General features: G+C 71.6%; 20 protein-coding genes and 1 pseudogene. 14 read left to right on the top strand and 7 right to left on the bottom strand.

Annotated features, from left to right (window positions below):
- Positions 1 to 18: 18 nt before the first annotated feature.
- Positions 19 to 168 (bottom strand): hypothetical protein, encoded by a 150-nt coding sequence (locus IE145_RS33410; RefSeq protein WP_229825607.1) that lies wholly within the window; start codon positions 166 to 168, stop codon positions 19 to 21.
- A 399-nt stretch (positions 169 to 567) separates the two neighbouring features.
- On the opposite strand from IE145_RS33410, the gene IE145_RS16995 reads away from it, so the two are divergent.
- The gene (locus tag IE145_RS16995; RefSeq protein WP_189525870.1) at positions 568 to 927 is read left to right on the top strand and encodes a hypothetical protein; all 360 of its coding nucleotides are present in this window, start codon (positions 568 to 570) and stop codon (positions 925 to 927) included.
- Positions 928 to 1513: 586 nt separating this feature from the next.
- Positions 1514 to 2017 (top strand): MarR family winged helix-turn-helix transcriptional regulator, encoded by a 504-nt coding sequence (locus IE145_RS16990; protein ID WP_189525884.1) that lies wholly within the window; start codon positions 1514 to 1516, stop codon positions 2015 to 2017.
- A 228-nt stretch (positions 2018 to 2245) separates the two neighbouring features.
- Here IE145_RS16990 and IE145_RS16985 read toward each other — a convergent pair whose 3' ends face one another.
- The gene (locus IE145_RS16985) at positions 2246 to 3262 is read right to left on the bottom strand and encodes an alpha/beta hydrolase family protein (RefSeq protein WP_229825606.1); all 1017 of its coding nucleotides are present in this window, start codon (positions 3260 to 3262) and stop codon (positions 2246 to 2248) included.
- A 133-nt stretch (positions 3263 to 3395) separates the two neighbouring features.
- Between IE145_RS16985 and IE145_RS16980 the strand changes: the two genes are divergently transcribed.
- From IE145_RS16980 to IE145_RS16945, 8 genes are all read left to right on the top strand, one after another.
- Entirely contained in the window at positions 3396 to 4040 is a 645-nt protein-coding gene (locus IE145_RS16980; RefSeq protein ID WP_189525868.1) for a GNAT family N-acetyltransferase, read from the top strand.
- Positions 4037 to 4996 carry a PaaX family transcriptional regulator C-terminal domain-containing protein gene (locus IE145_RS16975; protein WP_189525867.1) on the top strand — a complete coding sequence of 320 codons (960 nt, stop codon included), beginning with the start codon at positions 4037 to 4039 and terminating at the stop codon, positions 4994 to 4996. Before IE145_RS16980 ends, IE145_RS16975 begins: the two co-directional genes overlap by 4 nt.
- A gap of 863 nt (positions 4997 to 5859) precedes the next feature.
- A complete protein-coding gene (locus IE145_RS16970; protein ID WP_189525866.1) occupies positions 5860 to 8376 on the top strand; it encodes a sensor histidine kinase in 2517 nt (838 codons plus the stop codon).
- Complete coding sequence (locus IE145_RS16965; RefSeq protein WP_118905306.1) at positions 8373 to 8777, top strand: roadblock/LC7 domain-containing protein; 405 nt, start codon at positions 8373 to 8375, stop codon at positions 8775 to 8777. The genes IE145_RS16970 and IE145_RS16965 overlap by 4 nt, the downstream gene beginning before the upstream one ends.
- Positions 8778 to 8839: 62 nt before the next feature.
- Positions 8840 to 10054 (top strand): ABC transporter substrate-binding protein, encoded by a 1215-nt coding sequence (locus tag IE145_RS16960; protein ID WP_189525865.1) that lies wholly within the window; start codon positions 8840 to 8842, stop codon positions 10052 to 10054.
- Between the two features lies 1 nt (position 10055).
- A complete protein-coding gene (locus tag IE145_RS16955) occupies positions 10056 to 12194 on the top strand; it encodes a branched-chain amino acid ABC transporter permease (RefSeq protein ID WP_189525864.1) in 2139 nt (712 codons plus the stop codon).
- The gene (locus tag IE145_RS16950; RefSeq protein WP_189525863.1) at positions 12191 to 13057 is read left to right on the top strand and encodes an ABC transporter ATP-binding protein; all 867 of its coding nucleotides are present in this window, start codon (positions 12191 to 12193) and stop codon (positions 13055 to 13057) included. The genes IE145_RS16955 and IE145_RS16950 overlap by 4 nt, the downstream gene beginning before the upstream one ends.
- A 10-nt stretch (positions 13058 to 13067) precedes the next feature.
- Positions 13068 to 13796 carry an ABC transporter ATP-binding protein gene (locus IE145_RS16945; protein ID WP_189525862.1) on the top strand — a complete coding sequence of 243 codons (729 nt, stop codon included), beginning with the start codon at positions 13068 to 13070 and terminating at the stop codon, positions 13794 to 13796.
- Positions 13797 to 13823: 27 nt separating this feature from the next.
- Here the strand turns inward: IE145_RS16945 and IE145_RS16940 are convergent, their stop codons facing one another.
- From IE145_RS16940 to IE145_RS16925, 5 genes and pseudogenes are all read right to left on the bottom strand, one after another.
- Positions 13824 to 15041, bottom strand: coding sequence for an FAD-dependent monooxygenase (locus IE145_RS16940; RefSeq protein WP_189525861.1), 1218 nt, complete (start codon positions 15039 to 15041; stop codon positions 13824 to 13826).
- Positions 15042 to 15321: 280 nt separating this feature from the next.
- Positions 15322 to 15430 (bottom strand): annotated as a pseudogene (locus tag IE145_RS33405) (methylenetetrahydrofolate reductase); the annotation flags it as partial.
- A 41-nt stretch (positions 15431 to 15471) separates the two neighbouring features.
- On the bottom strand, positions 15472 to 15735 hold the full coding sequence (locus tag IE145_RS16935) for a hypothetical protein (protein WP_229825601.1): 264 nt from the start codon (positions 15733 to 15735) through the stop codon (positions 15472 to 15474).
- Between the two features lie 62 nt (positions 15736 to 15797).
- Positions 15798 to 17189: a hypothetical protein gene (locus IE145_RS16930; protein WP_189525859.1), complete on the bottom strand. Its 1392-nt coding sequence runs from the start codon at positions 17187 to 17189 to the stop codon at positions 15798 to 15800.
- Positions 17186 to 17638 (bottom strand): hypothetical protein, encoded by a 453-nt coding sequence (locus IE145_RS16925; RefSeq protein ID WP_229825599.1) that lies wholly within the window; start codon positions 17636 to 17638, stop codon positions 17186 to 17188. Before IE145_RS16925 ends, IE145_RS16930 begins: the two co-directional genes overlap by 4 nt.
- A 256-nt stretch (positions 17639 to 17894) precedes the next feature.
- Here IE145_RS16925 and IE145_RS16920 point away from each other — a divergent pair, with 256 nt between their 5' ends.
- From IE145_RS16920 to IE145_RS16905, 4 genes are read left to right on the top strand one after another with little or no spacing between them, the layout of a single operon-like run.
- Positions 17895 to 19364, top strand: coding sequence for an aldehyde dehydrogenase family protein (locus IE145_RS16920; protein ID WP_189525858.1), 1470 nt, complete (start codon positions 17895 to 17897; stop codon positions 19362 to 19364).
- Positions 19361 to 20941, top strand: coding sequence for an APC family permease (locus IE145_RS16915; protein ID WP_229825598.1), 1581 nt, complete (start codon positions 19361 to 19363; stop codon positions 20939 to 20941). Before IE145_RS16920 ends, IE145_RS16915 begins: the two co-directional genes overlap by 4 nt.
- Before the next feature lie 15 nt (positions 20942 to 20956).
- The gene (locus IE145_RS16910) at positions 20957 to 22534 is read left to right on the top strand and encodes a GMC family oxidoreductase (protein ID WP_189525856.1); all 1578 of its coding nucleotides are present in this window, start codon (positions 20957 to 20959) and stop codon (positions 22532 to 22534) included.
- Between the two features lie 39 nt (positions 22535 to 22573).
- Positions 22574 to 23203, top strand: a complete 630-nt coding sequence (locus IE145_RS16905; protein WP_189525855.1) for an alpha-ketoglutarate-dependent dioxygenase AlkB — start codon at positions 22574 to 22576, stop codon at positions 23201 to 23203.
- The last annotated feature ends 94 nt before the right edge of the window (positions 23204 to 23297 follow it).

Genomic DNA, 23297 nt, shown 5'->3' with positions numbered 1-23297 from the left:
CCCGCGCCGCCCTCGTCCTCAACGGAATCTGGAAGTGATCACCATTGAGAAAACCTCACTGGCCAGCCGCTTGGTGTTGACGATGACCCCGATGCGGTCCTGCGGATACCGGGTCGCCTCTCGGGTGATGTCCTCGGCCAGGTCCTTGTCGCCTGAGCAGTTTCGCACCACTGGAAGCGTGCCGCTGCGGAAGGGAATTGCTGGTCGGGTACCCCCGGTGCGGAAGTGTTCCGCGAGGGAGGCGATCTCGCGGCTGTTTCGGTGGTTGCCACCGATCTCCGCACGACTTGTGGACCTGCCGAGCGCGCCGGTGATCTCGTCGAGAGTTGAGTTCGTCTCCGTGAGGCTCTGGCACTCGTCGGCGAAGACCGTGACAGAGGCGGCGGCGATGCGGACCAGTCGGTAGAAGCCGGGTGACAGGTCCTGGCCCTCGTCGACGACGAGGTGGGGCGTCGTCGCGCCGTGCGCACCGTGTGCCCCGGCGGCCTCGCTGGTGAGGGTCGCCCAGTCGAACCAGCCGTCCTGAGTACGTGGCGCCCCGTAACCGAAGTGGTTCAGGACCCAACTGTGGACGGTGGCGGCCTCGACGGGAGCCTTCGGAACCGTGAGTCCCTTGAGCGTGTCCCGCAGGAGCAGGCGTCCGCTCAGGTCCGGGCGGACTTCACCGCGAAGGTGAGGCGGCTGAGCCGCGGAGCGCTGGTACTTCCGGAGGACTACACGCCGCGGCGGATCATCCTCACGATGCAGCTCAAGAATCGCGACGGCCTCACTCCGGAGTACGTATTCGGCTTCTCGCAGATCACCATGGCCCAGACCGCGAAGGCCCTTGCAGCACGTGGGGTGACAGTCGAGGTGGTCGACATCCCGGAGGCCAGCGCCAGTTCCTGTTCTCCTCCTTCGTCTGTGTCAGCTGCGATGTGCGGGTAGCGCACAATTCTGCGGGCCGATGTCGTGTTGCACGTACCGGCGCACGGGCATCCATCAACTCTGTCTTCCCACAGTCACATAACCCGCTCACCACGGTCCTGGGCTTGCCGGCCGCTGACCCGCTGCGCTGGTCCACTCGACTCGAACCACGACGCGATGACGGTACGAAATCCGGACGTGGTACGGCGAAAACTGAACCACTACACCCAGGCAGGCCGGCAGACGCACCATGCGCGCGAGCGAAGTACGCAGCCATTCACGCGGAGGTCAAGGCCGACCCCGACGCGCAGTCCTGGCGACGTCGCGAGCCTACTTCCAGTGACCCCGGTAGAGAGTCCGTCGGTCGTGAGAGTCGCCACGGACTCTTCTGGGACTTCCGACTTCATCAACCGGCATGAGCATGAGCAACTGAATGACCATTCGTGCAGGTCAGCAACCAAGCCCACTCATCGTCGCAGCTCACCTCCTGGCTGGTCTCTTCCGGGACATCTGACACGACGACGTCGCTGCACCCCGTCCGAGGCGAGTTGCCGTAGCGGTCGCATGCCGATGGTTCGGTGCGCCGGAGGAGTGTAGCTTCATGATCATGGAATTACTGACGGGATCCTCCACCGATCAGGCGCCGGCGAACCCGGCTGCCACCGATGACATGCTGGCCACTCAGCCGGTCGGGTACTGGTGCGGCCTGGCCCAAACGGCCGTCACCCGGCATCTGCGTGACGCCATGGCCAAGGTCGACGTCACCCAGCCGCAGTACTGGGTGCTCAACCGCGTGAACGGCGGCCCTGCGGCGCCGAGCCGCGAGGAGGTCGTCGCGCAGTTGACGCACCTTGCCGACGGGCCGCACGAGATCGCCAGAATCGTCGATCAGTTGCTCCACCGTGAATGGCTACGGATCGGCGACGGGCAGCGTCTGCACCTCACGGAGGCCGGGGAAGCCGCCAGGGTACGGCTCCGTGAGCTGGCGACCGAGGTGCGCGCCGTGGTCCACCAGGGCATCAGTGATGAGGAGTATGTGGCTGCGCTCAAGGTGCTGCGCAGGATGGTGGCCAACGTCGAGGGCGACGGGACTCCCGGCCGGCCGTCCTGATCCTGCGATTTCGTGACCAACCCGGCTGGGAACGGATACTGCCACTGGGTGATCACCGGTTGGTGTGGACACGAAGCCCCATCGATGCCGTGAGCCCTGACGTGGCATGACCCGCCGGCGGATGATGTTCGACGGGCGAAGCCGCGCAGGGCGTCGATGCCGAACAGGCGCCCCGAGCGACGGCGCCGGGTGGCGGGCCCGCATGGGTGCCCGTCGTGGGCCGTACGGTCATCGCCGCCCTCTCCCGTCGTCGAGGGCGGCCAGGAACCGCCGCTGGTCGTCCAGGAACCCATCGGCGAACAGCGCCCTCGGCGCGCACAGCGCGGTCAGCGTGAGCCGGAGCGTGGAGTTCTCGACGTCGTGGTCGACCAGGCTGTGGGCGGCGTCCGGGTAGTGGGCGACACGCAGCGCGGGCCCGGGCAGGAGTCTGCGGTAGACGGCCTCGGTCTCGGCGGTGTCCACGTTCGCGTCGTGTCCGGCGAGGGCGAGCAGGACGGGGACGCCGCGCAGGGCGGGCAGATCGGCGGTGGCGTCGGCCGTGTGGTTCCGGGCGGCGAACCGCCAGCGGGCGGCCGTCATGCCCTGCGGGTCACCGACAGCGCGTACGTACTCCTCGTAGGACGCGCCGCGCCCCAGCAGTTCCAGACCGGTCTCACGCCGGCGCAGGGCAGCGGCGATCTCGGCGTCGGAGGCACCGTCGCGGCGGAGTTCGGCGAGGAGGTGGTAGCGGCCCTGCCGCAGCCAGTTGACGGCGGGTGAGACGGCGATGGCGAAGCGGATGCCGGGGTCCTGGGCGGCGATCCTGGGCAGCACCCATCCGGCCTGGCTGGCGCCCCACAGGCCGATCCGGCCGCCGTCGATGTCCGGGCGCTGCCGCGCCCAGGCGATGGCGTCGAGGGCCTCCGCGGCCCGGTCGCCCATGGACTGGTCGAGCCAGTTCCCCGGCGCGCCGCCCACGCCCGGCTTGTTCCAGGACAGCGCGGCGTACCCGGCGCGTGCGAAGGACTCCCAGATCGGCCGGTAGAAGGTGTCGTGCGTGGCGTCGACGGGGCCGTCACCGTGAACGACGACCACGAGGGGGAAGGGGCCCTTCCCCCGCTCGGGCAGGGCCAGGACGCCCTGCAGGGTCCGGCCGTCCCGTCGCAACGTCACCGCCTGTTCGCGCAGGTCGTAGGTGTGCTGCCAGATCACCAATCCACTCAGGCCCGCCGCCGTCACCGCGACCGCGACCAGTGTCGCGAGCACGGTCCGCACCATCCGACGCCCACGGGTGCCGCTCCTCGCCGTCATGTGCCCCCCAGTAGAATCTATTGAAACTGAAACGCTCGTTTTGCATTCGACCGTACTATGATCGTACGTAAAGAGCCAGGAGGAAATCATGGACTCAGCAGTCGCCGTCCGACGCGGCGTCCCCCGGCGGACCGAACACCAGGTCGCCGCGCTGTACTGGGAGGCGTTCGGGCGCAAGCTCGGGGCGGCGCTGGGCCCGCCGGACCAGGGGCGCGCCTTCATCGCCGGCCATCTCCACCACGACCGCGCCGTCGTCGCCCTCGCTCCTGGCGGGGACCGCGTCGTGGGCGTGGCCGGCTACCGGCTCGGGGGACGCGGCCTGACCGGCGGTGGCGTACGCGACGTGCTCACCGGCTACGGGCTCTTCCGGGGCCTCCCCCGGCTCGCCGTGCTGGCCCTGCTCGAACGGACCCCGGAGCGGGGGGAACTGGTCATGGACGGCATCGCCGTCGACCCCGCCCACCGCGGAACCGGCATCGGCAGCCTGCTGCTGACCGAGATCGCGGCCGTCGCCGCCGAACACGGCTGCTCGCGGATCCGCCTGGACGTCATCGACGTCAACCCCCGCGCCCGCGCGCTGTACGAGCGGCACGGCTTCACCACCGTACGCACCGAGCAGACCCCGTATCTCAGGCGTCTCATGGGATTCGGCGCCGTGACTACCATGCGTCGCGCCCTTCAGGACCGCACGGGCGACGGCGCACCCGGTGACAGCTTGGAGCAGCAGCGATGACGAGCACGCCCGCAGGCACCCCTGCGGCGGATCCCGCGCCGCCCGCGATCAGCACCCGGACCCTGGTGTTCGCCCTCGTCCGCGAGGACGGCACCGTTCACGCGGACGAGCTGTATTCGGTCGCCGAGGCGATCGGCATGACCGGCCAGCAGGTCCGGCTGTGCGTCAAACGGCTGGTCGCCGAGGAGCGGTTCACCCAGGAGGGCCGTGGCCGCAAGGCCCGGCTGCACGCGACCACCGACGCGACCGGCTCCATCGCACCGGACGTCGAGTACGTACGCCACGCCTACCGGCAGGACCAGGGGCTCGCCCCCTGGGACGGAACCTGGCGCATGTTCGCTTTCGCCATCCCCGAGAGCGCCCGGCAGGCCCGCGACACCCTGCGCGACGCCCTGGTCCATCTCGGCGCCGCCCCCCTCCAAGGGGGCCTCTACGTCTGCGCCAACGACATCGCCGGCATCGTCGAGGCCCATGCCCGCCACCTCGGCGTCCTGCCCTCCCTCACCCGGCTGACCAGTCGGGACCTGCGAGTGGGCGAGGAGACCGACCCCGTCCGGCTGGCCGCGCTGCTGTGGCCGCTGCCCGCGATCGCGGAGCGCCACGAGGCGCTCGCGGCGCTCGCCGAGGACCGTCTGGCCAGGCTGTCCGGCCCCGCCGCCCCGCCCACCGCGACCGAGCGGCTGACGTACGCCATCGAAGTGGCAGCGGCCTTCACCACCGCGATGGACCCCGACCCGCTGCTCCCCGCCGAGCTGCTCCCCCAGCCCTGGCCCGGCACCCGCGCCCGCGCCCTGGCGGCCCGGTGCTGGGACGCTCTCGCGGCGGAGGGGGACGGAGCCGCGGACCGGCTGCGGCTGTTCAGCCTCTACGATCACGCTGTCCGGCCGCCCGGCCCCGCCCCCCGCCCGAGGGCCGATCCGGCTCGGGACCACGAGGAACGTGCCGAGAGGCAATGAGCCGAACCGGCGGAAGTACGGAGGCCGGCCGGCGGGGACGCCCCGGGCTGCCGCGTCCCCGGCACCGAGCGCGGAGCCCGCCGCCCGGCGTCTCCCGGGCGGCGCGCACGGTCTCGGCGCACACGGGCCCCGCAACCGCGCCTCCGGTCACCTCGCACCCGGCGCCGGCGAAATCCTCTGCGGCGAACCGACGAGGACTCGTGAACGATCGGGACTGACCTCCCTCCCCTGCAACCCACCCTCGATGGCGAATCCTTCGAGCTGACCCGCTCGTTCGCGGGAGTCTTGCCGGTCACCTGCCCGAGGACATCCGCACGTACTGGGTCGGCATAGATGGTGTGCGTTGGCCGGTCAAGCAGGTCATCTCCCTTGCGACAGGCGGTAGCGATGGGCGCGCCCGCGGGCGGCCAGGGGTGATTCGGCGCACACTCGCTTCACGGAGTCCGGCGTGCCGGGCGGGGGCGCCCCGGCGACGGAGTGGCCCCTCCGCGGCCGTCGGCCGCACCTCGGATCGGCAGCAGGTGCGCACGTCATCGCGGGCATCGAACGAGCTCCGCACCGGCACCGATCCAGCCACCGAGGCTCAAAACGCTTTGGTTTCTGCTCACTTGTGAGCGAAGCGAGGCCATCCCTGTGTGATCGATGTGCATTTTTTTCGATGATTCACCCGCCCGAAGGCGCGCCCTACGGCATAGGATCATGCCGCGCGTGCCCCAGGGGCCCCTATCACCCCATCAGCACCACTACCCCCCGGCGGCACGCCCTCATCGGCACCATCACCCATCGGCACCCCCCCACAACCCGTTAACAGGTATCCGCGTGTCACCGATAGACAAGCCCGGTTCCGGCGATGGAGCCGCGCAGTGAAAATCAATCGTCGCCTCGTCCTCCTCGTCACCGCACCGCTCACCGTGGCCGTCGCCTTCTCGGTGCTGGCGCTCGCCCCCGCGACCAACCAGGCGCTCCAGGCAGAACGACTGACATCGATGGTCGAAGTCGCCGACGAAGCAAGTGAGTTGACCTACCGGCTGCAACGTGAGCGGGCAGCGGCCACCGCACTGGTCTCCGAACAGGGGGACGCGGAAGCGTTCCGGTTACGCACGGAGGAGACCGACCGGAGCATCGCCGGATTCCGCAGCAGGGCCGAGGGGCTCTCCGCCGTACCCGGCAGCGCCAGGGGCGCCCTGGACCGTATCGAACGGTTCGTCGACGAGATGCCCGGGCTGCGCGCCCAGGTCCGCTCGAAGAGCAGCACCGTCTCCGCTCTCGCCTTCGGCTACCGGATCGTGATCGCCGACCTCAACAGCTACCGCGACGGCATCGCGCAGGCCGACGGCGTCGACGCCGACATCGCGGACCGGATCCGCGCCGCGGCCGCCCTGTCCGAGGCCGCCGAGCACACCGCCCAGCAACAGGTCACGGTCGCGAGGGCGCAGGCCGCGGGCGGGTTCACCACCGCCTCGCAGCGGACCTTCGACGCGAGCCGGATGGGCTACACCGAATCGATCCGCGTCATGTACGGCCTCGGCCCGGGCGCCTGGCGGACCTGGCTGGAACGCACCCTCTCCGGGGCAAGGGCCCTGGAGGCCCGGCGCCTGGAGGACGAGATCGGGCGCACGGGCGCCGGCCGGGACCTCACGGTCACCCCCGAGAAGTGGCAGAAGGCGTCCAACGACCGCCAGGAGCTGCTGCGTTCGGTGGAGAAGCGGGTCGACGCGGCCGTGCTCGCCCAGGTCTCCGACGTCCGCACGACCCTCATCTGGACGGCCGGTGCGGAGATCGCCCTGGTGGTCTTGACCCTGGTCGGCGTCGTCGTGGTCGCAATCCGCCTGGGGCGCGTCATGATCCGGCGGCTGCGGGAGCTGCGCAACGCCGCGCACGAGGTCGCCCACTCCGGGCTGCCCACCGTGATGGCCGAGCTGTCCCAGCCCGGCGCGCTGCGCGGTGCGACGCCCGAGGAAGTGGCCCGGCGCACCGGCGATCCGGTCCGGACCACGGGCGAGGACGAGATCGGCGAGGTGGGTGAGGCGTTCAACGCGGTCCACCACGAAGCCGTCCGACTGGCCGCACAACAGGCTCACGCACACGAGCAGTTGGCCGAGACGCTGGTCGGTGTCGCGCGCCGGGGCGCCCGGCTGACCGCGGTCATGGTGTCCGAGTTGGACACCGTGCAGCGGGACGAGGCCGACCCCGTGCGGATGAAGGCCCTGTTCGCTCTCGACCACCTCGCGGTGCGCATGGAGCGCAACACCAACAACCTTCTGGTGCTGGGCGGTTACGGAAACGCCCGGGTCCGCTCGGCCGATGTGGGATGTTCCACGGTCATCGTGGCCGCCGCGCAGCAGATCGAGCGGTTCGACCGCGTCTCGCTCGGTGCGATCGAGTCCGGGATCGGCATCACCGCCCGCGCGGTGCACGACGTGGCGCACATCCTGGCGGAGCTGCTCGACAACGCGACGCGGTACTCGCCCCCGGACAAGCAGGTCGGGGTCGCCGTCTGGCGGCTGTGGGACCGGGCGGTCGTGCAGATCGTCGACGAGGGGGTGGGCATGACGGCGGAGCGCCGCGCGGTCCACAACGCCGCGCTGCTCGAACCGCAGGCGGGCATCGGCGACGTACGGTCCATGGGGCTGCATGTGGTGGCCCGGCTCGCCGCGCGCCACGGCATCGTTGTCGAACTGCGCGACTCCTCGGGCCCCGGCACCATCGCCGAGGTCACGCTGCCCGCGAAGGTGCTGGCCCTGGACTTCGAGGAGGACCGGGGGCCGTCGCAGGACGACCTCGGCAACGGTGTCGGCTACGAACCGCCCCTGCCGATCACACCCCCGGGACCGCAGGGCCGCAGGCAGCCCGCCCGAGCGGGGGTGCAGCCCGGCCACCTCGGCACCCCGGTCGGCGCGGGCCTCGCCGCGAGCGCCGGTACGGGCGCGGGCCCCGGTACAGGCGTCGGTACGGACCCGGGTGCGGGCTTCGGCGCCGCCGGGCCCCACCCGCCGGCGGACGGCGGTGACCGGGAAGCCCGGCCCGGCCACGAAAGGCCGCGCGAGGACGGGCCGGGCGTCGGCGCGCGGGACCGGGGACACGGCACGACGCCCGCGCCGCGCCCCGCACACAACGAGTCGGCGTCACGGGTCGCGGGTGTCAGTTCCTCGGGGCTGCCCGTGCGGCAGCGCCGAGCACCCCAGCAGTGGCCCACCGCGGGCCGACGGGAGGGCGCCGAACAGCGCCCGGGCGCGGGGGCCCCGCGACCGTCGCCCCGCCGCCGGGACTCCCGGCAGGTCTCCGACGTACTGGCGGCCTATGCCCAGGGGATCAACAGGAGCACGAACCACCGGGGGCGTTCCGCCCCGGACGACCACACCGAACGGACCGAGAAATGACCACCTCCTCCGACCTGAGCTGGATCCTGAGCGATTTCGCCGGGCGCCTCCCGGAAGTCACCCAGGCGATAGCCGTGTCCGTGGACGGACTCGCGCTGGCGTACACCGGCGTGGAACGCGACGACGCCGAGCGGCTGGCCGCCATCGCGTCCGGCGTCGTCAACCTGCTCTCCGCGGCAGCGCAGTTGACCGACACCGACCCGGTGGAGCACAGCCTCACCGCGATGGAGGGCGGCTACATGTTCTCGATGGCGGTCTCCAGCGGCGCCTCGCTGCTCGTCACCACGACCAGGGACGCCGACATCGGCGAGGTCAGCTACATGATGTCCGAACTGATCAACCAGGTCGGTGATTCGCTCTCCCCCGAGGTCCGCGACCCGAGCCTGCCGCCCGCGCGCTGAACCCCCTACCGCCACGTTCCGCCTCCTCTCCCTCCCCTCCCCCTCCCCCGATGAGAGCGCTCATGTTCCCCTTCGCCCCATCCGCTCCCCGCCACCGCAGAGCCCGGTTCCGCGCGGCCGGTGCCGCCGCCCTCGCCCTCGGGCTGGCCGCCGCCACCGGTTGCAGCGGCGGCGGCAGCGGCTCCTCCGACGACACCGTGAAGATCGGCCTGGTGGCCTCCCTGTCGGGCACCTACGAACCGGTCGGCACGGAGCTGCGGGACGGCTTCAAGCTGTATCTGGACACCCATGGCAACAAACTGGGCGGCCGAAAGGTCGAGCTGATCGTGGCGGACGAGGGCGACGGCCCGCCGACCGCCGTGCCCGCGGCCACCAAGCTGGTCAAGAAGGACAAGGTCGACGTGTTGACGGGCCTGGTGGGCGGCGGCTCGGTCAACGCGGTGCTGCCGCTGACCCAGCAGGCCAAGATCCCGTTCCTGGGGTCGAACGCCCGGCCGCCGGTCAAGGACATCGAGTACGTGTGGACCACGAGCTTCCTGTCCGACGAACCGGGCAAGGCCATCGCCCCGTACATCAAGGAGAAGGTCGACGGCCCGGTCTACGCGATCGGCCCCGACTACCAGGGCGGCCACGACGAACTCCGCGGCTTCACCGATGAGTTCAAGCGGGTGAAGGGCAAGCTCGCCAACCCCGACGGCAAGACCACCTGGACGCCCTTCCCGAAGACGACGAACTTCATGCCGTATTTCGCGGAGATAGCCAAGACGGACGCCAAGGCGGTGTACTGCTTCTACGCCGGCAAGGCCGCGATCGACTTCGCCAAGCAGTACGCCCAGTCGGACATCGCCGATCTGCCGCTGTACACGGCCTTCGTCACCGAGGGCAGCGTGCTCCAGGCGCAGGGCCCCGCCGCGAAGGACATCTACTCCGTCCTGAACTACGCGGCCGACCTGGACAACGAGGCCAACCGGAAGTTCGCCGCCGACTGGACGGCCGAGCACGAAACACAGCCGACCACCTACGCCATGGCGTCGTACGACGCGGCGGCCGTGCTGGACAAGGCGATCGCCGACGCGGCGAAGGACGGCGACGTGACGTCGCAGACCATCAACAAGGCCATCGCGGGTCTCGGCCAGATCGACAGCCCGCGCGGCGCCTGGGAGTTCGGCGACAAGGCCCACTCGCCGGTGCAGACCTGGTACCTGCGCCAGGTGCGGCCCGACGGCTCCAAGCTGGCCAACGTCATGGTCCAGGACCTGGCGACGCTCGGCAGCTGAGATGGAACTCCTGGATGCCCATCTCGTACCGGCGGTGGACGGCGTGGCCTTCGGGCTGCTGCTGTTCGTGGTCGCCGCGGGTCTGAGTCTCGCCTTCGGCACGGCGGGTGTGCTGAATCTGTCGCACGGCACGCTGTACGCGATCGGCGCGTACACGGGGGCCGAACTGAGCGACGGGACCTGGGGCGGTCTCGCCCTCGGTCTGGCCGCCGGTACGGCGGCGGCGTGCGTGGCGGGGGCGGGGCTGTCGGCGGCGACGGCTCCGCTGGCCCGGCGTGGGCATCTCGCGCAGGCGCTGCTCACGTTCGGGCTGGCCCTGATCGGCGGTGATCTGCTCATCCAGTTCTTCGGTGCGGACGAACTCCCCGTCCGGGTACCCGAGGCGCTCGACTCCTCGGTGAACCTGCTGGGGCACCGCTATCCGGCGTACCGGCTCTGCTTCATCGTGATGGCCGTGCTGCTCGCGGCGTTCGGGACGTGGGTGCTGACCCGGACCCGGATGGGTGCGGCGGTACGGGCCGCCGCCGACGATCCGCAGATGCTCGCGGCCACCGGGCACAGCCCCCGGGCCGTGCACACCGGTGTCCTCGCGGCGGCGGGGGCGCTGGCCGGGGCGGCGGGCGTGCTCGGGGCGCCGATCATCGGCCCCGGCCCCGGCACGTCCGAGACCGTGCTGATGCTCTCCCTCGTGGTGGTCGTGCTGGGCGGGCTGCGCTCGCTGTGGGCGACCTTCTTCGCGGCGGTCGCCGTGGGCGAGGTGCAGACGCTGGGCGTCTCGGTGGCGCCCGAGCTGGCGCCGTATCTGCTGTTCGCCGCGATGGCGGCGGTCCTGGTGCTGCGCTCCCGCTTCGCGGAGCCGACAGAGGCGGGGGCGGGGCACGGTTCCGAGGGATCCGGCCCGGATCCGGTCGCCCGGCTCCGGGGCCTGCTGGCGGGCCGCCTTCCCGGTCCGAAGCGCCCCTCGGTGCGGCTGGGCCGGCCCCCCGGGCACGACCGCGCCCCCGCGTGGTCTTCCCGGCTGCCGGGCAGGGCCGCGTGGTGGCAGGCGGCCCCGCTGCTCGTCCTGCTCGTCGTGCTGATCGCCCTGCCCGCCCTGCTCGACGCGTACAGCATCTCGCTGGCCGGTTCCGCCCTGGCCCTGGGGCTGCTCGCGATCAGCGTCACCGTCCTCACCGGGTACGCCGGACTCCCGACCCTCGGGCAGACCGCGCCGTTCGCCGTGGGCGCGTACGCCACCGCGAACCTCGCGGATGCCGGGTGGACCGTGGGCCCCGTCCAGATCGTCCTCTCCGCGCTCGCCGCCGCCGCCTTCGCGGCGGTCGTGGGGCCCGCGGTGATCCGGGCGCGTGGCACCACCGTACTGATGATCACCCTTGCGATCGGCGAGCTGACCGGGGCGGTCGTCAACCAGCTCAAGTCCGTCACCGGCGGCGCGGACGGCCTCGTCGGCTTCCCGGCCACGCGGGCGCTGTGGGGCGGTGAGGGGATGCTGGAGGAGAGCGAGCTGTACAACTACGCGCTCGTCGTGGCCGTCGTCGCCGTCGCCCTCACCCTGCTCGTGCTGCACTCCCCGGCGGGGAAGCTGCTGACCGGCACCCGGGGCGCCGAGGCCCGGATGCGCGCCTCCGGGCACCCGGTGGGGCGGTATCTGCTGGTGGCCCACGTCTGCGCGGGCGCGCTGGCCGGGGTGGCCGGTTCGCTGATGGTGACGGTCCAGCAGTATCTCTCGCCCGCCGACGTCGGGTTCGAGATCGCCGCGTTCGCCCTGCTGGCGGTGGTCATCGGCGGTACGACGTCGGTGATCGGCGCGCTGCTGGGCGCCGGGCTCATCGTCGCCACCCGGGACTGGGTCGCCGGTTCCTGGCCGGGCCACGGGCCGTTGCTGCTGGGCGTGCTGTTCGTCGCGACGGTGTACGTGCTGCCGCGCGGGCTCGCGGGTCTGCGGAGTGGCGGGCCCGGCGGCGGTGGCGAGAGCGGGCGGCCCTCCGGTACGACAGGGGCTCCCGGAACCCCGGGTGCGCCCGGGATCTCCGGCGACCCCGGCGGCCCCCGCGGTTCCCACGGCTCCGACTCCGCAGCGGCCGAGGAGCAGCCCCCGTCCGTGCCCGCCCCGACCCGCGCCGGGAAGGTCTCCCCATGACACCGACACCCCCACCGACCGCCGACGCCCCGACCCTCACCGCTCCCCCTCCGGTCCTCGCCCTCGACCGGCTCACCCGCAGGTACGGCACGCTCACCGCCGTCGACGACGTGAGCCTGAAGCTGGCGCCGGGGGCCCGGCACGCCGTCATCGGCCCCAACGGGGCGGGCAAGACCACCCTGCTCAACCTCATCGCGGGCACCGACCGGCCCGACCACGGCACGATCGCTCTCGACGGCGCCGACATCACCCGCAAGCCCACGGCGAAGCGGAGCCGTCTCGGCATCGCCCGCAGTTTCCAACAGCCTTCGGTGATCGCGGAGTTGTCGGTGCTGGAGAATGTCGTCCTGGCGGGCTGGCCGCACCATCCCCAGCATCGCGGGGCGTGGCGCAGGCCGTCCCGCTACCGGCTGCACAAGGAGTCCGCGAGCCGCCACCTGGAGACGGTCGGCCTCGCGGACCTCGCCCACCGGCCGGCCGCCACGCTCTCGCACGGTCGGCGCCGCATGCTCGATCTCGCCGCCGCGCTGGCGGGCAACCCCCGGCTGCTGCTTCTGGACGAGCCGGCGGCCGGGCTGACCGACGGCGACATCGGCCGGCTGCTCGGCATCATCGGCGCGCTGCCGTCGGACGTCGCGGTCGTCCTGGTCGAGCACCATGTCGAGGTGGTCGCCGAACTCGCCACGTCCGTGACCGTGTTGGCGGCGGGAAAGGTGCTGGTCGACGGGCCGACCCAGGAGGTGCTGGCCCATCCGGAGGTCCGGGAGGCGTATCACGGCACCGCCCCGTCGACGGGCCCGGACGAACCCCGGGCCAGGACGATCCCGACCGTCTGCCCGTCCCCCACCGACGCGAGAGGATGACCGACGCCCGATGCTCGAACTCACCGGCCTGACCGCGGGCTACCACGGCGGCACCGTCCTGCACGGCCTCGACCTGTCGGTGCCCGCCGGTACGGTCCATGCCGTGGTCGGCCACAACGGCGCGGGCAAGACGACGCTCGTCCACACGATCGCCGGGCTGATGCGGCCGAGCGCCGGAACCGTACGCCTGGACGGCCGCGATGTGACCGGGCAGCCGGCGCACCGGATCGCCCGGGCCGGGATCGGTCTCGTACCGCAGGGCCGCCGGGTGTTCGCCGGGCTCACCGTCGACGAGCATCTGCGGCTGTCCCACCGTCCGCCGCGCCGGGGCGACACCGCCCGCCCCAGCGTGTGGACCCCCGCGCGGGTCCTGGAGCTGCTGCCCCGGCTGGGCGAGCGCCGGGGCAACCGGGGTACGGATCTGTCCGGCGGCGAACAGCAGATGCTGGCGCTGGCCCGGGCACTGCTCGGCTCGCCGCGGGTCCTGCTGCTCGACGAACCGACGGAGGGCCTCGCGCCCGTACTGGTGCGGCAGATCGACGCGTTGGTGACCACGCTGGCGGCCGAGGGCCTCGCCGTTCTCCTGGTGTCCCCCAGCCCCGCGCAGGCCGCCGCGTGCGCCCGTACGCTCACGGTCCTCACCTCGGGGCGGATGGCGCTGCGTCTGTCCGGGGAGGAGGCCCGCGCCGACGCGACGGCGCTGCACGCGGCGCTGGAGCTGACGGCGCCGGGGGCCTGAGCGGGCCGCCTTCCGCCCGACCCGGCCCTACCCGGCCTTCATGCTGTGCCCGCCGAAGCCGCTGCGCCGGTCGGAGCCGCTGTTCTGTGCCTGCCACCACGCGTCGAACCCGGCCTGGTCCATGGCGGTCCAGTCGGGCGTGTTCTCCACCTGCGCGTCGCCCATCCGGCGGGCGAGCGCGACCATCGCGGCCCCGACGGCTCCGCGCCGGTCGTCGTAGCCCTCCAGGACCTCCTTCCAGCTGCCCCCGGCCACCCACGCGGCCTCCAGCGCCGTGGCGTCCTGGAGCGCCTTCACGCTGCCGCCGCCGATGTGCGGCCGGGCCACGCTGGCGGCGTCGCCGACGAGCGCGAGGCGGCCCGAGGTGTAGTGCGGCACCTCCAGGTCGTAGATGGGCTGGATGAAGGTGGTCTCGGCGGGGGTGCGGAGCACCCGGGCCGCCCAGCACGGCGGGAAGTTGTCGGCGACCAGGGCGCGCAGGTGTGCGGTGAGTTCGGAGTTGAGGCGGCCCGGCGGCAGGGAGGTGGGGGTCCGCAGGTCCGGGTGGAGGCCGTCGGTCCGCGGGGGTGCGGTGTAGAGCACCCAGTTGAGCCGGTGCCCGCCGGAGCCGTCCGGGATGCGGTAGATCATGCAATGTCCGCCGGGGAAGACGATGTTGTGCGCGTCGTTGCCGTCCGAGGGGAGGTCGGCGACGTCCGGCGATGTGCCGCGCCAGCCGATGTATCCGGCGTATGTGGCGTCCGCACCGGGGAACATGGCCTCGCGGACGACGGAGCGGTACCCGTCGGCGCCGATCACGAGGTCGAAGTGCTCCTCGTACCCGTCCGCGAGCCGCAGCGTCGCGCCGTCGGCGTCCGGTTCGACGGCGGTGACGACGGCCCCGGACCGGTAGGACACCCCCTCGGGCACCCGGCGCCGCAGTTCGCTCCACAACGAGCCCCAGCTGTAGGCCCGGAACGGGAACGGCTGCTCGCCGACGACCCTGCCGTGGTCGGCCTCCCCGTCGCGCACGCTCCACACCCGCCGGGTCAGCGGCGCCCAGGGCATCTCCGGGGCCACGTATCCGGCTTCCCGCAACTCGTCGTACCGGTCGCTGTGGAGGGCGATTCCCACGCCTCTGTCACGGAGCCGGTCGTCGGCGCGCTCCAGTACGGTGACCCGCTCGGCACCCCCGCGCGACGCGGCGAGAGCCGCCGCACACCCCGCTATGCTGCCGCCGACCACGGCGACACTGCCTCCACGCATGACTGGCACTCCACTCACTCGGTATTCCGGGCGTTGCGGCCCAAGTCAGCGGCACCGTTGTCGTGGCGGCGGCGCGACCGGCCGTAAATCACCCTGCATCAAGGGCTGTTGAGCCGAAACCCTGCGGCCAGGACCCGGGCTTGATCCTAACGGGGCGCGCCCGTCGACCCGAGTGCCCGACAGGACCGGCCGCCGAGCAGCAGAGACCTGCCGCGAGCGGTGGAGGATCCCGGGGGGACACGGCGGCGATCACGCCGACCTTGTTGGCGCCGATGGTCACAGGGATGACCGGGGTGTCGCACCCCGGCGCCACGACCCGGGTCCCGCAGCCGCAGGTAGTCCTCGACCCGGAAGTACATCTGGGTGACCGCGTAGTCCGCGCCCGCGCGGGATCCTATCGGGGAGTACCCGGCCACGGGCTGCCCCGCCCTCAGCCCCCCAGCGCCCACCGGATCGCGGCGACCACACTGATGCCCAGTGGCGGCGCCAGCCACCACGGGCCCATGGCGCGTCGCACGGTCGGGGGCGCAACCGTGACGAGGACCCCGAGCGCGCTGAGCGCCAGGGCGAGGAAGCTCATCAGCGCGATCGCGGCGTACGCGTCCTGATCCCAGCTCCCCGAGGGGCGGGTGATCAGTGCCGTGTAGCAGCAGAAGGCCGCCAGGGCGTAGAGAATCGTCAGCGGTACCGCCATGACCCATCGCAGGCAACCGCTGTCGTCCCCGGCAGTGCGTGCAATTCTGTACTGATCGAACATCACCGCAATGCATCCCTGGCGTTCTCGAGGTGGTTGCCGAATCCCCGGCCGTATGCCTGGGCCTGGTCCCCTTCCCAGTAGGGACCTCCGTTGTACCGGGCCGCCAACTCCTCGTATTGAGCGGACGTCATCTCATCCGCCGGGACGTCGGCAAATTCGCTCTCCGCTTTGAGCTGCGCCAGATATCCGGACGCGATGAAGATGTTCTGTCCCGGGTCCTGCAGGGATTCCTCCACGATCGCCCGCTGGTGGTCGGTCAAACTGTCCGGGTCGTAGCCGAGCACTTCAGCCCCACGCCGGATCTGGATCGCGATGGGGCCGAAAGAGGTCTCGTCAGGACTGCCGCCGAGACGCCACGGCAGGTTCTCCGGCGAGATGGGGCTCAGCCCCCAGGGGGCGTCGGCCTGCTCCCGAATCGTGTCGACCACATCGTCCGCGTACCCCGGCTGGCCCGCGATCTCCTGCCACGCGATGCCCGCGACCATGTCCGCGGGCAGCCCGGATCTGCTCGCCGCGGCTTGGATGATCTCCTTGTTCGCCGCGATCCACTCCCGCTTCTCCTGGTCCGAGGACGGGGGGATCCAGTAACCGTCCTTCGCCGGGGGGAGGTCGGCGAGCTGCATTCTGATGTCACGGAGCATCGGGGAGACAGGAGCACTGCCGACCGGTGCCGCGTAGTCCCGCTTCGGCCCGCTGCCGGGCAGCTGGGTCAGCGGGTTGTCGCGGGCCTCACGGGCCTCGCTCCGCAGGGCGGATATGGCCGAGTGGACGTCCACGCGCGGGACGTCTCGCAGCCGGAACTCCGGAAGCAGGTCGTATGCCTGCTTCATCGCGTGCACGCAGATGTCACGAGCCTCCTTCTCCACTGTCCTGGCGAGGTGGAAATCGCCCCCGGCGGCGTCGTGCAGCCGGTTCGCCTCGTCCTTGATGTCGTCCACATCCATGGTCAACTCGGCGAAGAAGTCCAGCACCCCCGTGGTGCCGCGCATGTCCTCCCACTGGCGCATGGGCTCCGCATCCTGCGCCTTACGGGTGATGGCGGTGCCTTTGGTGGCGATCAGCGTCGCCAGTGCCTGCTCATTGGCCTTGCCGTTGGAGTAGTGGCTCTTCGCGGTCGTCAGCGCGAAGGCATAGCTGCGGAGCGCGCTGGCGGCCTTGCCGTAACCCTCCGCGAGGTTGACCACCAGCTTCCGTGCCTCGGCGACGCGGGCTTCGTAGCGCCGGCTTCCCTCGCTGCGCCAATGCGTCTTCTTCTCGGCCCGCTCCGCGGGCTCGTCAGCCTCCGCCAGCATGTTGCGTATGCGGAGGAATTCATCGGCGTTCCGCTCCACCAGAGGTGGATTGCAGCCTTCCAGGAACTCGACGTCACTTCGGTAGCTCAGACCGCTCACTTCGCCTCCGGCGGTATGTAGCTGCCGTCACGCAGAACCGTGTCCAGGAACTGACGTGCACGGTCGTCGTCCACGGTCACCAGGTTCGAGCCGGCGGTCCGGAGCCGCGTGGCGAGGGCTGCGAACAGCGCGACCGCGTCCTGGTACTGGTCGTCGGCGAATCTGCCGAATCGTTCCACCTGCGCGGCCACGTCGCTGTGCGACCTCGGATCGCGAGCCATGGTGCACAGGTCGCCGTCCGGGCGGCCCTCGTGCAGGAATCCTGCGATCTCGATCAGCAGATTGGCGTTCCCGTTGATGGACGCGCTGTTGTAGTCGAGAGCGCCGTCCGCAGGCGCGCCTCCCGGACTGCCTCCGGCGTCAGCCGGCAACTGATTGAGCTGCATACCGGCGGCCTGGCGCGCGAGCGCCTCCGCTTTCAGGTTGGCCCACTCTTCATCGAAAGACACGCATCCCCCACGCTGTTGTCATACGACTCGGCCCAGCAGGAAATCCTATCGGGCGGTGGGGGCGGGCAGCGCGCTGAAAGCGGATGAGCGGCTCCCGGCCGTGCCCGGCGCCCCCTCCCCCGGTCGGCCGCGCCCGCCGAGCGCGCCCGCCCCGCCGCCCTTACCGTCTGTGCTGACGTCGTCGCGCAGGCAGCCGGTGGGTGCCGTGACCCGCGCCCGGCGGGGCGCCCGGCCCGGCCCCGTACAGGAGGAGCCCATGCCGGAGCTGTTCATCGATGGCCAGTGGACCGCTGCCGCCGAGGGGCGGAAGCGGGAGATCCGCTGTCCGGCCGACGGCACGCTGGTCGCCACCGTCGACGAGGGCGGGGCGCAGGACGCCGACGCCGCTGTGGCAGCCGCGCGGGCCGCCTTCGACCGGGGGCCCTGGCCGGGGACGCCCGCCGCCGAGCGGGGGCGGCTGCTGCTGCGGGTGGCGGAGCTGCTGGAGCGGGACAAGGACGCCTTCGCGCGGGCCGAGTCGCTGGACACGGGCAAGCGGCTCGTCGAGAGCGCCTACGACATGGACGACATCGCCGACTGCTTCCGGTACTTCGGCAACCTCGTCGCGGCCGGGGACGCGGGGCGGGTCGTCGACACCGGGCTCGCGGACGTCGACAGCCGGATCGTGTACGAGCCGGTCGGGGTGTGCGCGCTCATCACCCCGTGGAACTATCCGCTGCTCCAGACCGCCTGGAAGGTCGCCCCGGCGCTCGGGGCCGGCAACACGTTCGTCCTCAAGCCGAGCGAGCTGACCCCGCACACCGCCGTCCTGCTGATGCGGCTGCTGGCCGAAGCCGGGCTGCCGGACGGGGTGGCCAATCTGGTGCTCGGGGCGGGCGCGGACGTCGGGGCGCCGTTGACCGAGGATCCGCGGGTCGACCTGGTGTCGTTCACCGGAGGGCTGGCCACCGGGCGGCGCATCATGGCGGCCGCCGCGCCCACCGTGAAGAAGGTCGCACTGGAGCTGGGCGGCAAGAATCCCAACATCGTGTTCGCCGACGCCGACTTCGACACCGCCGTCGACTACGCGCTGATGGCGGTGTTCCTGCACTCGGGGCAGGTCTGCTCCGCCGGGGCGCGGCTCCTCGTGCAGGACGAGCTGCACGACCGGTTCGTGGACGAGCTGGTGGAGCGGGCGGGCCGGATCAGGCTCGGCGGGCCGTTCGACGAGGACGCCCGCAGCGGTCCGCTGATCTCCGCCGCGCACCGCGACAAGGTCGAGGCGTACGTGGCGGAGGGCATCGCCGAGGGCGCGGTGCTGCGCTGCGGCGGTGCGCGGCCCGACGATCCGGCGCTGGCGGACGGTTTCTACTACCCGCCCACCGTGCTGGACGAGTGCGCCACCTCGATGTCCGTGGTGCAGGACGAGTCGTTCGGTCCGGTGCTCACCGTCGAGCGGTTCCGGGACGAGGACGACGCGGTCCGGCTGGCCAACGACACCGTGTACGGGCTGGCGGGCGCGGTCTGGACGCAGGACGGCGGGCGGGCCCACCGGGTGGCGTCGCGGCTGCGGGCCGGCACCGTGTGGATCAACGACTTCCACCCCTACGTACCGCAGGCGGAGTGGGGCGGGATGAAGCAGTCCGGTTTCGGCCGGGAGCTGGGGCCCGCGGGGCTCGCCGAGTACCAGGAGGCCAAGCACATCTGGCGCAATGCCGCCGCCACCCCTCAGCGGTGGTTCGAGTGAGCCGGACCAAGGGGTCCGCGGGCCGGGCGGTGCCGGACAGCAGCCATGACGACGACGCGCTCGGCGAGCTGGGGTACCGGCCCGAACTGCGGCGCACGCTCGGCAACTTCCACACCTTCGCCGCCGGGATCAGCTACATCTCGATCCTGACCGTCACCTTCCAGCTGTTCTACTTCGGCGTCACCTTCGGCGGCCCCGCCTACTGGTGGTCCTGGCCGATGGTCTTCTGCGGGCAGCTGATGGTGGCCCTGTGCTTCTGCGAGCTGGCCGCCCGCTATCCGGTGGCCGGCTCGGTCTACAACTGGGCCAAGAAGATGGGCGGTCCGCACGTCGGCTGGCTCGGCGGCTGGATGATGATGACGGCCACCATGGTCACCCTGTCGGCGGTGGCGCTGGCCTACCAGATCACGCTGCCGCAGATCGACGGGTGGTTCCAGTTCGTGGGCGACGGGAGCGGCCGGAACGACCAGGCGGCCAACGCCGTCCTGCTGGGCAGTGTGCTGATCCTGTTCTCCACGCTGGTCAACGCGTTCGGCGTCCGGCTCATGGCCAGGATCAACTCCGCGGGCGTCTTCATCGAGCTGATCGCGGCCGTGGCCCTGATCGTCTTCCTGGGCGCGCACATCACCCGGGGCCCCAGCACCGCGCTGACGGAGACGTACGGGCTGGGCAGCGGCCAGTCGCTCGGCTACTTCGGCGCGTTCCTCACCGCGTCGCTGGCCTCCGCCTATGTGATGTACGGCTTCGACACCGCGTCCTCGCTCGGTGAGGAGTCGCACAACCCCGGGCGCAACGCGCCCCGCGCCATCCTGCGGGCGCTCATCGCGTCGTTCCTGATCGGCGCGTTCATCCTGCTCTTCGCGCTGCTCTCGGTGCCGGACCTCAAGGCCGGGGAACTCTCCACCGGCGGACTCCAGTACGTGGTGCTGGCGACGCTCGGCGAACGGGTCGGGGAGATCTTCCTCTGGGCGGTGGTCGTCGCGATCACGGTCTGCGTGCTGGCCGTGCAGGCGGCCGGGATCCGGCTGATGTTCGCCATGGCGCGGGACAACAACCTGCCCGCCGGATCGAAGCTGGCCAAGGTCAGTCCCCGGTTCAAGACCCCCGTGGTGCCCGCCGTGCTGATCGGGGCGGTCGGCGTCGTCATCCTGGTCGTGAACATCAACCAGCCGCAGATCTTCTCGGTGATCACCAGCATCGCGATCATCATGATCTACCTGGCGTATCTGCTGGTCACCGCGCCCATGCTGGTGCGCCGGCTGCGCGGCGGCTGGGAGCCGCGCGAGGGCGCGTTCTCGCTGGGCCGCTGGGGCCTGCCCGTCAATGTGCTCGCCGTGCTCTGGGGCGCGGCCATGTCGCTCAACCTGGCCTGGCCGCGCGCCGAGGTGTACAACGCGACCGGCCCGCAGCACTGGTATCTGCGCTGGGGGGCGTTCCTGTTCATCGGCGTCGTCGCGCTCGGCGGCTTCGCCTACTACTGGTTCGTCCAGCGTCACCGGACCGGCGTACTCGTCGAGCACCGCTTCGAGGCCCAGGACGACCCCACCGACCCCGCCCCGCCTCCCCCGGCCGGCTGAAATCCTGGAGACCCGATGCCCGAAGCAGGCCCTGCACCCGCATTCGACTACGTCGTCGTCGGCGGCGGTACCGCCGGTGCCGTCGTCGCCGCCCGGCTCACCGAGGACCCCGACGTCACCGTCTGTGTACTGGAGGCGGGCCCCTCGGACGTCGGCGACGACAGCGTCCTGCGGCTGGAGAGGTGGATGGCCCTGCTGGAGTCCGGCTACGACTGGGACTATCCGGTGGAGCCGCAGGAGCGGGGCAACAGCTTCCTGCGGCACGCCCGCGCCAAGGTGCTCGGCGGCTGCTCCTCGCACAACTCCTGCATCGCCTTCTGGGCCCCGGCCGAGGACCTCGACGAGTGGGGCGCGCTGGGCTGCACCGGGTGGAGCGCGGCCGACTGCTTCCCGCTCTACCGCCGCCTGGAGACCAATGACGCACCCGGCGACCACCACGGCCGCTCCGGCCCCGTCACCATCCGGACCGTACCGCCCCGCGACCCGTGCGGTACGGCCCTGCTGGAGGCGTGCGCGACGGCGGGCATCCCCACCGTCCCGTTCAACACCGGCTCGACCGTGATCCGGGGCGCGCACTGGTTCCAGATCAACGCCCGCGCGGACGGCACCCGTTCCTCGGCCTCGGTGTCGTATCTGCACCCGGTGCTGGGGAAGCGGCCCAACCTGGAGGTACGGACCGGGCTCCAGGCGAAGCGGCTGCTGTTCGACGGCGAGCGGTGCACGGGGGTGGAGTACCTGGAGCCCGACACCGTGCACAGCGGGAGGGTGCGGGCGCGGCGCGAGGTGATCGTCTCCTGCGGGGCGATCGACTCGCCCAAGCTGCTGATGCTGTCCGGTATCGGGCCGGCCGGGCATCTGCGGGAGACCGGGGTGGACGTACGGGTGGACTCCCCCGGCGTCGGCTCGCACCTCCAGGACCACCCGGAGGGCGTGATCATGTGGGAGGCGAAGCAGCCCATGGTCACCTCGTCGACCCAGTGGTGGGAGATCGGGATCTTCGCGGACACCGAGCCGGGGCTCGACCGGCCGGACCTGATGTTCCACTACGGCTCGGTGCCGTTCGACATGAACACCTACCGGCGCGGCTACCCGACCGCCGACAACGCGTTCTGCCTCACGCCGAACGTCACCCGCGCCCGGTCCCGGGGCACGGTGCGGCTGCGGACCCGGGACTTCCGGGACAAGCCGCGGGTCGATCCGCGCTACTTCACCGACGAGCACGACGTACGGGTGATGACCTACGGGCTGCGGCTGGCGCGGGAGATCGTGGCGCGGCCGGAGATGGCCGCGTGGGCCGGGGCCGAGCTGGCTCCGGGGCCCGGCGCGACCACGGACGCGGAGCTGTTCGACTACATCCGCGAGACGCACAACACCGTCTACCACCCGGCCGGAACCGTCCGCATGGGGCCGGCGGAGGACCCGGACTCGCCGCTCGACCCCCAGTTGCGGGTGAAGGGCGTCACCGGTCTGCGGGTGGCCGACGCGTCGGTCATGCCGTTCCTGCCGACGGTCAATCCGTGCATCACCACGATGATGATCGGCGAGAAGTGCGCCGATCTGATCAAGGACGGCCCCACCCCGGTCACGCGCTAAGTATTCGCACGTATGCTCGAATGACGTTACGCTCTCTTCATGGCCGTACACCTGCAAAGCTCGCTTTTCGACCAGGAGGACGAGGTCGGCACCCGCCCCCTGAGCGGACTGCGGCGCACCGATCTCGGCCACGGGGCCTGGATCGACGTACTGCCGCAGTGGCTCAGGGGCGCGGACACGCTGTTCGAGACGCTGGTGCGGGATGTCGCCTGGCGGGCCGAGCAGCGCGTGATGTACGAGCGCGTGGTCGCGGTCCCCCGGCTGCTGGCCTTCTTCGGCCGCCAGGACCCCCTGCCCCATCCGGCGCTGGAGGCCGCCCGCACCGAGCTGGGCGATCATTACGCCGCTGAGCTGGGCGAACCGTTCACCACGGCCGGGCTGTGCTTCTACCGTGACGGGCGGGACGGGGTCGCCTGGCACGGGGACACCAGCGGGCGGGGAAGCAGCGAGGACACGATGGTCGCGATCCTCTCGCTGGGAGCGCCTCGGTACCTGGCGCTGCGGCCGCGCCGCCCGGGGCCCTCCCCCCTCCGCAGGCGGCTCGGCCACGGCGACCTGATCGTCATGGGCGGCAGCTGTCAGCGCACCTGGGAGCACGCGATCCCCAAGACCGCGCGGGCCGTCGGGCCACGCGTGAGCGTGCAGTTCCGGCCCGACGGGGTGCGCTGACCCCGGCTTTCCGAGGCGGCACCCCGGGGCTCCGCGGTTGTGCGGCTCCCGGGCAGGGCCGATTCTGAGAGTAATGAACCGGGCCGGGGCCGCG

It is taken from the genome of Streptomyces sindenensis (assembly GCF_014649035.1).
GTDB classification, from domain to species: domain Bacteria; phylum Actinomycetota; class Actinomycetes; order Streptomycetales; family Streptomycetaceae; genus Streptomyces; species Streptomyces sindenensis.
Note: the sequence above shows the minus strand (reverse complement) of the source record. Positions and strands in the feature narration are given on the sequence as shown.